Origin of the sequence: Actinomadura sp. WAC 06369, from assembly GCF_003947565.1 — a bacterium.
GTDB classification, from domain to species: domain Bacteria; phylum Actinomycetota; class Actinomycetes; order Streptosporangiales; family Streptosporangiaceae; genus Spirillospora; species Spirillospora rifamycini.
On the sequence record NZ_QHJN01000228.1, the window covers coordinates 1 to 10,008 of the forward strand.

Annotated in this window: 12 protein-coding genes and 2 pseudogenes; 12 read left to right on the forward strand and 2 right to left on the reverse strand. The window is 74.6% G+C overall.

Annotated elements, in window-relative coordinates:
• Positions 1-113: 113 nt before the first annotated feature.
• Positions 114-1,704: pseudogene (locus DMH08_RS36125) on the reverse strand (MFS transporter); the annotation flags it as partial.
• Positions 1,705-1,856: 152 nt separating this feature from the next.
• Here DMH08_RS36125 and DMH08_RS36130 point away from each other — a divergent pair.
• Positions 1,857-2,492: a TetR family transcriptional regulator gene (locus tag DMH08_RS36130; protein WP_125620663.1), complete on the forward strand. Its 636-nt coding sequence runs from the start codon at positions 1,857-1,859 to the stop codon at positions 2,490-2,492.
• A 6-nt stretch (positions 2,493-2,498) separates the two neighbouring features.
• Here the strand turns inward: DMH08_RS36130 and DMH08_RS36135 are convergent, their stop codons facing one another.
• On the reverse strand, positions 2,499-3,065 hold the full coding sequence (locus DMH08_RS36135; RefSeq protein WP_125620665.1) for a TetR/AcrR family transcriptional regulator: 567 nt from the start codon (positions 3,063-3,065) through the stop codon (positions 2,499-2,501).
• Between the two features lie 71 nt (positions 3,066-3,136).
• On the opposite strand from DMH08_RS36135, the gene DMH08_RS36140 reads away from it, so the two are divergent.
• From DMH08_RS36140 to DMH08_RS42145, 11 genes and pseudogenes are all read left to right on the forward strand, one after another.
• The gene (locus DMH08_RS36140; RefSeq protein ID WP_026401113.1) at positions 3,137-4,261 is read left to right on the forward strand and encodes an FAD-dependent monooxygenase; all 1,125 of its coding nucleotides are present in this window, start codon (positions 3,137-3,139) and stop codon (positions 4,259-4,261) included.
• A gap of 360 nt (positions 4,262-4,621) precedes the next feature.
• Positions 4,622-4,960, forward strand: a complete 339-nt coding sequence (locus tag DMH08_RS36145; RefSeq protein ID WP_084549889.1) for a gas vesicle protein GvpO — start codon at positions 4,622-4,624, stop codon at positions 4,958-4,960.
• Positions 4,961-5,026: 66 nt separating this feature from the next.
• The gene (locus DMH08_RS36150) at positions 5,027-5,476 is read left to right on the forward strand and encodes a gas vesicle structural protein GvpA (protein WP_026401115.1); all 450 of its coding nucleotides are present in this window, start codon (positions 5,027-5,029) and stop codon (positions 5,474-5,476) included.
• A 6-nt stretch (positions 5,477-5,482) separates the two neighbouring features.
• The gene (locus DMH08_RS36155) at positions 5,483-6,196 is read left to right on the forward strand and encodes a GvpL/GvpF family gas vesicle protein (protein ID WP_026401116.1); all 714 of its coding nucleotides are present in this window, start codon (positions 5,483-5,485) and stop codon (positions 6,194-6,196) included.
• A gap of 13 nt (positions 6,197-6,209) precedes the next feature.
• Positions 6,210-6,488, forward strand: coding sequence for a gas vesicle protein GvpG (locus tag DMH08_RS36160; RefSeq protein WP_026401117.1), 279 nt, complete (start codon positions 6,210-6,212; stop codon positions 6,486-6,488).
• A 1-nt stretch (position 6,489) separates the two neighbouring features.
• Complete coding sequence (locus tag DMH08_RS36165) at positions 6,490-7,140, forward strand: hypothetical protein (RefSeq protein WP_199748169.1); 651 nt, start codon at positions 6,490-6,492, stop codon at positions 7,138-7,140.
• On the forward strand, positions 7,133-8,299 hold the full coding sequence (locus DMH08_RS36170) for an SRPBCC family protein (RefSeq protein WP_125620667.1): 1,167 nt from the start codon (positions 7,133-7,135) through the stop codon (positions 8,297-8,299). The genes DMH08_RS36165 and DMH08_RS36170 overlap by 8 nt, the downstream gene beginning before the upstream one ends.
• Before the next feature lie 47 nt (positions 8,300-8,346).
• Positions 8,347-8,754: a gas vesicle protein gene (locus tag DMH08_RS36175; protein WP_026401119.1), complete on the forward strand. Its 408-nt coding sequence runs from the start codon at positions 8,347-8,349 to the stop codon at positions 8,752-8,754.
• On the forward strand, positions 8,751-9,605 hold the full coding sequence (locus DMH08_RS36180; RefSeq protein WP_125620668.1) for a GvpL/GvpF family gas vesicle protein: 855 nt from the start codon (positions 8,751-8,753) through the stop codon (positions 9,603-9,605). Before DMH08_RS36175 ends, DMH08_RS36180 begins: the two co-directional genes overlap by 4 nt.
• The gene (locus DMH08_RS36185) at positions 9,595-9,807 is read left to right on the forward strand and encodes a gas vesicle protein (protein ID WP_211238396.1); all 213 of its coding nucleotides are present in this window, start codon (positions 9,595-9,597) and stop codon (positions 9,805-9,807) included. Before DMH08_RS36180 ends, DMH08_RS36185 begins: the two co-directional genes overlap by 11 nt.
• A gap of 5 nt (positions 9,808-9,812) precedes the next feature.
• A pseudogene (locus DMH08_RS42145) lies at positions 9,813-10,008 on the forward strand (hypothetical protein); the annotation flags it as partial.

The window sequence follows — 10,008 nt, forward strand, 5'->3', positions numbered from 1 at the left end:
GCTCCGCGCCCCCGACCTCTCCCCCGGACACCGGGACGCCCCCGCCGTCGGCGGAGCCGACGCCGCCCGGCACGCCGAGCCCCACCTCGAACCCCGCGCCGAACCCGGGCTGACCCGCGCCCGCCCGCGCTACAGGGCCGCCGCGCCCTCGACCGGGGACGAGCCCCGCCGGACGAGCAGCGCCGCGAGCACCGCGGCGGCGGCGACGGCCCCGGCGACGGTCAGCGACGTCTGGAAGCCGTCCATGAACGCCAGGTGGCTGCCGGTCGTGATCGCGTCGGCGGCGGGCCCCGGCGTGCCGGGCGGGACCGGCGCGACGCCCTGCGCCACGATGCCCTCCTGCCCGGCGAGGCCCCGGGCGGCGGCGTCCGGGACGCCCGCCTCCGTCAGCCGCCCGAACAGCACGTCGCCGACCCGGGTGGACAGCAGCACCCCGAGCACCGAGGTGCCGAGGACGCCGCCGACCTGCGACGCCGTCTGCTGCAGGCCCCCGGCGACGCCCGCGAGCCGCGGCGGCGCGTTGCCCACGATCGCCTCCGTCCCGGCGACGATCACCATGCCGAACGCCAGCCCCATCAGCACGAACCACGGCCACAGCTCGGCGTAGGGCGCGGCGGCGCCGACGCGCGACAGCCCGAGCAGCGCGGCGGCGGTGGACGCCATTCCGAGCGCCAGCGGCACGCGCGGCCCGAACCGGCTGGTCAGCATGCCCGCCACCGGCGACGCCACGATGAACACGGCCGTCATCGGCAGCAGCCGGACGCCCGCGTCGACGGGGCTCATCCCGTGCACCTGCTGCAGGTACAGCGTGATGAAGAAGATCGTTCCGAACATGGCGAAGAAGCCGAGGACGATCAGCCCGGTCGCCGCCGACAGCGACACCGACCGGAACAGGCTCAGCGGCAGCAGCGGGTTCTCCGCCCGCCGCTCGTTCCAGACGAACACCGCGAACAGCACCAGCGCCGCCGCGAACGACACGCGCGGGACGGGGTCCCCGAAGCCGTCCTCGCCCGCCCGGATCAGGCCCCACACCAGGGCGGACAGCGCGCCCGACAGCAGCGCGACCCCGGCGAGGTCGAACCGCCCCGCCGCGTCCTCGTCCCGCGACTCGCGGATCACCCACAGGCCCACGGCCAGCGCGACCAGCCCCAGCGGCGCGTTGACGAAGAACACCGACTCCCAGCTCACGTTCTCCACCAGCAGCCCGGCCACGATCGGGCCGCCGGCGATCGACACGCCGACCGTCGCGCCCCAGACGCCGATGGCGGTGTTGAGCCGCTCGGCGGGGAAGGTGTTGCGCAGGATCGCCAGGCTCGCCGGCTGGAGCAGCGCGCCCGCGAAGCCCTGCACGACCCGCCAGAAGATCACCATGCCGAGCCCGCCGGACACCCCGATGAGGACGCTCGACGCGGCGAACCCGACGACGCCCGCCAGGAACGTCCGGCGGCGTCCGAACCGGTCGGCGATCTTCCCGGCCGGGATCAGGGTCACGGCGAGCGCCAGCAGGTACGCGTTGGTCACCCACTGGAGGCCGGACAGGTCGGCCCCGAACTCCCGCGCGATCGCCGGGTTGGCGATGGCCACCACGGTCGCGTCGAGCCCGACCATCATCACGCCCAGCGCGACCGCGAGCAGCGTGAGCCAGGGATGCCCCCGCCCCGCCCGCTCCCGCGGCCGCACCGGCTTCTCGAGTACCTGCGTCATCCTTCGTCCTCCCGATCGGCAACCCCCTCAAAGTGTCATGGCATGACAGTTGTCGTCAACCGTCGTGAGTCGCAGCGCGACATCAGTCACAAAATGCCAATAGTCGGCCTCAGTCGCTTTACCCGCCACTACCCGGCCGTTAGGATTCGCCCATGACCGCGACCGTCCCCGACGCCCGGCCGCCCGGCCGCCGGGAGCGCAAGAAGCAGCGCACCCGCGAGGCCCTCGTCGACGCCGCGTTCGCCCTCTTCGCCGAGAAGGGGTACGACGCGACGACCGTCGAGGAGATCGCCGACGCGGTCGACGTGTCGTCCCGCACGTTCTTCCGCTACTTCGCCTCGAAGGAGGACGTGGCGCTCACCTTCCAGGACGAGCAGCTCCGCGCCGTCCTGCGCCTGCTGTCCGAGCGCCCGGCCGACGAGCCGATCATGACGGCGCTGCGCCGCACGGTCGTCCAGGTCTCCCGCGCCTGCGAGACGGGCGCGCTCGGCTTCACGCCGGAGCGGTTCGAGTGCCTGATCTCGATCACCACCGACAGCCCCGCCCTGTCGGCCGGCAGCCTGGAGCACGCGGCGCGCAAGCAGATGCTGCTCACCGAGGTCATCGCCGAGCGGATGGGCCTCGACCCCGCCACCGACCTGCGCCCGCACCTCGTCGCGGCCACCGCCACGGGCGCCTTCCGCACGGCCGCCGAGGCCCTGCACTCCCCCGGGATGGGCTACGCGTCCCTCACCGAGGCCGTCGACGCCGCCTTCGCGATCCTGGAACGCGAACTCAACACGCTCTGACCCCGCTCAGCCCAGCAGGCCGGCGAGGAACCGGGCCGCGTCGCGCCGCAGCCCGTCCATCGTCGGGTCGTCGCCGGCGCCCGCGAGCGCGTAGAACATCACGCCCTCGGCGAAGACGACGAGCCGGCGCCCGTCCGCCTCCGGATCGGCGGACCCGAGGGCCTCCATCAGCGCCACCGCCGGCCTCGCGAAATGCCTGCCGCTCGCGTCGTACGCGCCCCGCAGCTCCGGACGGCGGGTGGCCTCCAGGGCCAGCTCGTAGCGCGCCAGCGTGCGCCGCCGGTCCCGGGTGATCTGCCCGCGCAGCAGCCGCGCCACCAGGTCGGCCGCGCCCTCCCGGTCCGCGGGGACATCGTCGACGGACACCGCGGCGAACTGCCGCTCCTCCAGCTCGTTCAGGCGCTCCAGCGTCAGCGCCAGCAGCGCCGCGCGGGTGCGCGCGACGTTGGAGGCGGCGCCCGGGGGCAGCCCGGCGGCCTCGTCCACCGCCCGGTGCGTCAGCCCGCGCATCCCGCGCTCGGCCAGCAGCGTGATGGCGGTCTCGGCGACCAGCTCGGCGCGCGGCGATCTCATGGCGACACACTACTTGCGTAGTCTCCACTACAGACGTAGTCTCGTCACTACGGACGTAGTGAGGAGTTCTCGTGAAAGCGATCGTGATCGGCGCCGGGATCGGCGGCCTCGCCGCCGCCGCGGCGCTCAAGGACCAGGGCTGGACAGTCCGCGTCCTGGAACGGTCCCCGGCGCTGGAGCCGGTCGGTTCGGGCCTCGCCGTCATGCCCAACGCGCTGCGCGCCCTCGACGTCCTCGGCGTCGGCGACCGGGTCCGGGCGCTCGCCGCGTTCGCCGGCGACGGCGGGATCCGGCGGCCGGACGGCGCCTGGCTGAGCCGCACCAGCGCGGAGGCCGCCGCCGAGCGCTTCGGCGACCCCACCGTCGTGATCCCGCGCGCCACCCTGGTCGGCCTGCTCCGGGACCTCCTCGACCCGGCGGAGATCCGGCTCGGCGTCGCCGTCGGGTCCGCGTCCCCCGGCGGGACGGTCGCGACCGCGGCGGGCGAGGAGAGCGCGGACCTCGTCGTGGCCGCCGACGGCATCGGCTCCGCGGTGCGCGCCGCCCTCTTCCCCGGCCGCCCCGGACCCCGCCCCACCGGCCTGACGGCATGGCGCCTGCTCACCGCCGACCCGCGCGAAAGCGGCGCGGCCTCCGAGACCTGGGGCCGCGGGCTGGTCTTCGGCGTCAACCCGCTCGCCGACGGCCGGGTCTACTGCTACGCCACCGCGCCCGCGCGCCCCGGCACGGCCGCCCCGGACGAGCGGCGCGAACTGCTGCGCCTCTTCGGCTCCTGGCACGACCCGATCCCGGACCTGCTGCGGCAGGCCGATCCGGCGACGATCCTGCGCAACGACATCTCCTCCCTGCCGCGCCCGCTCCCGGCCCTCCACCGCGGCCGGATCGTCCTGCTCGGAGACGCCGCCCATCCCATGACCCCCAACCTCGGCCAGGGCGCCTGCCAGGCGATCGAGGACGCCGTCGTGCTGGCCCACGAGGTCACGAAGGGCGGCGGCCCGGCCGGGTACACCGGCGCGCGGCTGGCCCGCACGGCGATGGTCATGGCGAAGTCGAGGCGGATCTCCCGCCTCACCCGGCTGGACGACCCGCTGAGGGTCGCCCTCCGCGACGCGGCGATGCGGGCGGCGGGCCGGCTCGGCCCGAACGTCGTCCTGCGGCAGGCCGCCCCGGTCGTCGACTGGAACCCGCCCGCCTGACGACCGGCGGCGGAAGAGAACGCAGCGAGGTCCGCCCCGCACCCGTCGAGACGGGTGCGGGGCGCCGCTGCGAACGGCGCCTGCACGAGCCGCCGCTATGAGCGGCGTGCGTGAGCCGCCTGTATGAGCCGCATCACACCGTCTCGGAACGGCGGCTCCGCCGGGACATCCGCGATTCCCCCTGCATGCGCCTTTGCGCGCACGTTCCCCATGCCGTCCCGACCCGGCCCGGTCAAGGTCATCTCAAGACCGATTTGACCGAGAGGTGTGGATTTCGTGGAGCGGGTACGAAGGGGCCGTCCGCCACTAACAGAAGACGTGGCCGCCGACAACCCCCTGCCCCCGATTTCCGAGGAAACCATGGCGAAGAACGAACAGGACGACGGCGAGGACCGCGGCGCCTCGGAGACCTCCCGCGAGGACGGACGGGACGCGCCCCGCGTCTCCGCCCGCGAGGCCATCCGCGGCGCGGCCGTGCAGCTCACCGAGCTGCTCGGCGCCCAGCCGGACTCGGTTTCGGCGCTTCAGCCGCGGGACGGCGGCGGGTGGGTCGCGGACGTGGAGGTCGTGGAGATCGAACGGATCCCCGACACCTCCAGCGTCATGGCGACCTACCGGGTGACGCTCGACCAGCGGGGCGAGCTCATGGGGTACGAGCGCACGCGGCGGTACGCGCGCGGACAGCTGGACCGGGCCTGAGGGCGGCCGCCCCGAGCGGGCGGCGACTCCCCTACGGACCCAGCGCCATACGAAGGGAGCCCCCCAATGACCGTCATGCAACAGCAGCAGGCGCGCCCCTCCTCCGGTGGAGGGAGTTCGAGCCTCTACGACGTCCTCGAACTGATCCTCGACAAGGGACTGGTCATCGACGCGTTCGTCCGGGTCTCGCTGGTCGGCATCGAGATCCTCAAGATCGACGTGCGGGTCGTCGTGGCCAGCGTCGACACCTACCTGCGCTTCGCCGAAGCCTGCAACCGGCTCGACCTGGAGTCCGGCCGCAAGGCGCCGACGCAGCTCACCGACATCGTCGGCGACTCGGTGGAGAGCGGCGCCAAGGGCAAGTCGAAGGGCGCGCTGACCGGCGCGGTCGAGGCGTTCAGCGAGTCGCTGCAGCGCGGCCGGGACGGCGACGAGGAGGAGCCCGCCGAGCGCAAGAGCCGCTCGTCCTCGTCGTCCACCGCCCGCCGGAGCCCGCGGCGCAAGGAAGGCGAGTAAGCGACCATGCCGGTGTACGTCTACGCGATCACGGATGCGGAACACCCGCACCGCCTCGACGACCTGAAGGCCATCGGCGAGTCCGCCGGGCCGCCGACGACCGTCGCCGGACGGTCGCTGAAGGCGGTGGTCAGCGACGCCCCCGCCGACCTGCGGCCGAAGCGGCGCGAGGTGCTCGCGCACCAGGCCGTCCTGGAGCGGCTGCTCGAGGACGGCGCCGTCCTGCCGATGCGGTTCGGCTTCGTGGCCCCGAGCCACGACGAGGTCGCCGGCGCCCTCGACGAGAACGCCGACACCTACGCGGCGACGCTGGAGCGGCTCTCCGGCCGCGTCGAGTACCACCTCCGGTGCGGCCGCGACCAGGACGACGTGCTGCGCGAGATCCTCACCGAGTCGCCGGAGGCCCGGCGGCTCAACGAGGCCACCCGCCAGAACCCGTCCGCGCAGGGCGACCGGATGGCGCTCGGCGAGCTGATCTCCCAGGAGATCGTGCGGCGCAACGACGCCGACGCTCGGGAGATCGTGGACGCGCTCGCGCCCGCGGCCGCCGAGGTCGCGGCGGGCGAGGCGCGCGGCGAGCACTTCCTCGCCGTGTCCTTCCTCGTGGACCGGGCGCGCGCGACCGAGTTCGCCCGGCTCGTGGAGGCGGAGAAGGAGCGCCGCGGCGCCGGGTACGCGCTGACCCTGCACGGGCCGCTGCCGCCTTACAGCTTCGTCTGACCGGAGGACCGGCATGGGCCTGATCACGCAGGTGCTGACCCTCCCGCTGGCCCCCGTGCGGGGCGTCGGCTGGGTCCTGGACCAGGTGGTCCAGACCGCCGAGCGGGAGTACTACGACCCCGCGCCGGTCCGCGCCGAGCTGCGCGAGCTGGAGCAGGCGCTGCTCGACGGCCGGATCGACGAGGACGAGTTCGACCGCCGCGAGGACGAGCTGCTGGACCGGCTGGCCTGGCTGGAGGAGCGGTGGCGCGAGATCGGCGGCGACGGCCGCACGACCACGGAAACGAGATGAGATGCAGAGCAACGCGAAGATAGCCGTCGCGCTCGTGGGGGGCTACCTCCTCGGGCGCACGAAGAAGGCGAAGATGGCGATCGGGCTGGGCATGTTCCTGGCCGGCAAGAAGATCAGCCTCGACCCCCGCGAGCTGTCCCGGCTCGCGGCGGCGTCGCCGCTGGTGAGCGGGCTGAGCGACCAGGTGCGCAAGGACCTGGTCGACGGCACCCGGACGGCGCTGACGTCCGCGGTCACCCAGCGCGCGAACACCCTGGCCGACACGCTCCACGAGCGCACCCTCGACCTGGGCGACCCGCTCGGCCGCGGCGGCCGGGACGACGGCGGGGCCGAGCCGGACACGGCGCGCGAGGACACGGCGCGCGAGGACACGGCGCGCGAGGACTCGGACGCCGGCGCGGACGCCCCCGAGGGGGACGCCCCCGAGGGGAACGCGGACGACGGGAAGCGCCGCGGCGGCGCCCGCAAGGCCGCGCCGGCGAAGGCGTCCAAGGCCGCCGAGCCGGCCGCGCGCCGGCCGGCGGGCAAGGCGGCGTCGGCCGGGCGGTCGGCCGGACGGTCCACCGCCCGCAAGACCGCCGGGACGGCGCGCAAGGCGGCGTCCGGCGGCCGGCGGAAGGCCGCCGACCGGGCCGGAGACGCCGATGGCTGAGTCGACGATGAGCAAGCTGAAGGACGACCTGGCCGGCGACCCCGCGACCGACCGGCTGAAGACCGAGCTGCAGTCCTACCTGCACGCACGCGCGCTGAAGGCCGTGTCGGGCCTGGGCGAGCGGATCGGCCAGGGCGCCGGGAGACTCGCCGAGGGCGGCGGCTCCCCCGGCGGGCTGCTGGGCGGGCTCGCCAAGGGCGGGCAGGCCATCGGCGACGGGAAGTCGCCCGCGCAGGCGGCCGTCAAGGCCGGCGGCTCCATGCTGAAGGACCGCGTGAAGTCGATGTTCGGCGGGGGCGGCAAGAAGGGCAAGGGCGGCGGCGGCAAGTCCAAGAGCGTCGTCATCATCGAGGACGTCGACGTGGGCGTCCCGGTACGCACGGCCTACGACCAGTGGACGCAGTTCCAGGAGTTCGCGTCCTTCGCGAAGGGCGTCGTCAGCGTCGACCGGGCCGACGACACCAAGAGCAACTGGACGGCGAAGGTCGCCAAGTCCACGCGGAGCTGGCAGGCCACCGTCACCGAGCAGGTGCCGGACCGGCGCATCTCCTGGACGTCCGAGGGCGCGAAGGCCACGGTCAAGGGCGTGGTGACGTTCCACCCGATCACCGACGACCTCACCCGCGTGCTGCTGGTGCTCGAGTACTTCCCCAAGGGGCTGTTCGAGAAGACCGGCAACATCTGGCGGGCGCAGGGCCGCCGGGCCCGGCTCGACCTGAAGCTGTACCGCAAGTTCATCACGATGCGCGGCGAGGCCACGGACGGCTGGCGCGGCGAGATCCGCGACGGCGAGGTCGTCGTGGAGCACGACGACGCCGTCGAGGAGGAGGAACGCGCCCGCGAAGAAGAGGAGCGCGGTCCCGAGGACGCGCACGAGGACGTCCACGAGGACGACGGGTACGCGGACGAACCGGCCGACGAGGCCGACGAGGCCGGCGCCGAGGAGTCCGAGTACGACGAGCGGGACGAGGAAGACGGGGACGACGAGCCCCGCGACCTCGACGAGACCGACGAGTACGAGGGCGAGCCGGACGAGGAGCCCGCGGACGAGTACGGGCCCGAGGACGCCGAGTACGACGAGCGGGACGAGGAGTACGAGGAGGAGCCCGACGAGGAGATCGACGATGAGCGCGAACGGGCCGGGGCCGGCCGCCGCTGACGCGGCCGCCGCGGCGCAGGACGACGACCGGACGAGGCTGGTGTGACATGTCCGACTCACTCGCGGGCCGCATGGGGCCCTCCACCGGCGTGAGCCCGTACGCGGCCCGCGACGGCGGTTCGTCGGCGAACCTCGCCGACATCCTGGAGCGGGTGCTCGACAAGGGCGTCGTGATCGCCGGCGACATCCAGATCAACCTGCTCGACATCGAGCTGCTGACCATCAAGCTCCGCCTGCTCGTCGCCTCCGTCGACAAGGCGAAGGAGATGGGCATCGACTGGTGGGAGCACGACCCGTCGCTCAGCTCGCACGCGCGGCGGCCCGCCGTCCAGGCGGGCACCCCGCGCGGGCGGGACTCGCTGGCGGAGGAGAACGCGCGGCTGCGCGAGGAGCTGGAGCGGCTGCGCGAGGTGGCCGGCCTGCCCGCCGCCGACCGGGAGGAGGACACCCGATGACCGTCGCACCGACCCCGACGACGACGGCCGAGCTGAGTTACGTGTACGCGGTGGGGCCGCGCGTCCCGGAGCTGGAGCGGGCCGTGCCGCGGCTCACGGGCCTGCTGGACCGGCCCGTCCACACCGTGGAGTCGGGCGGTCTCGCGGCGGTGGTCTCGAGCGTGCCGGAGGCGCAGTTCGGCGAGGAGGGCTTCAAGGCCCAGCTCGAGGACCTGGGACGGCTGGAGGTGATCGCGCGGACCCACCACGGGGTGGTCGACACCCTGTTCCGCGCGGTCACCGTCCTGCCGCTCCGGCTCGCGACCGTCTACCGCGACGACGCGCGCGTGGCGGCGATGCTGGACGAGTCGGGGCCCGAGTTCACGGCGCTGCTGGAGCGGCTCGCCGGGCACCTGGAGTGCGGCGTGAAGGTGTACGCGCTGCCGCCGGGCCCGCGGAGCGCCCCGTCCGCCCCGGCCCGGCCGGACGCCGCGCGGCCTGACGGCGGCGGGACCAACCCGGGCCGGGCCTACCTGCAGCGGCGCAAGGCGCAGCGCACCCGGCACGAGGACGCGGCGCGCGAGGCGGCGGAGACCTCCGCGCGGGTCCGCGAGGTGGCCGCGGCGCACGCCGTGGACCGGGTGGTGCACCGCCCGCAGCAGGGCGAACTCGCCACCGGGGAGGGCCGCAACATCACGAACGAGGCGTACCTGGTGCCGAAGGGGACGACCGACGCGTTCGCGGCGGCCGTCCGGGAGGCGGCCCGGGACCTGCCGGGCGTGCGCGTCGAGGTGACCGGCCCGTGGGCGCCGTACAGCTTCGCCTCGCCGCCCGCCCCGCGCGCGGAGGACGGGGACCGGCGTGGGCGATGACGTCCTGCTGCGGGGGTTCGACGAGGAGCCGGCCCTCGCGGGCCACCAGGTCGCGTTGATCGACCTGCTGGACCGGCTGCTGAACAGCGGCGCCGTGCTGACCGGCGACCTGGTGCTGTCGATCGCCGACGTGGACCTCGTCCGGATCAACCTGCGCGCCGTCATCCATTCCGTCACGCCCGACGACCCGGCCCCTTGGTGATCTCTGTGCACGAACCCGCCGCCGACGCCCCCGACCCGGCCGGGCCCGCCGAACCGGCGCGGCCCGCCCCGAAGCGCGTCCCGACCGAGACCGATACGAACAGGCCCGACCCGACCCCGCCGGGACGCCGGCCCGCCACCGGCGGTCCCGGCGGCCCCGGCGGGGTCGGGTCGGGCCTGTTCGTATCGGTCTCGGTCGGGA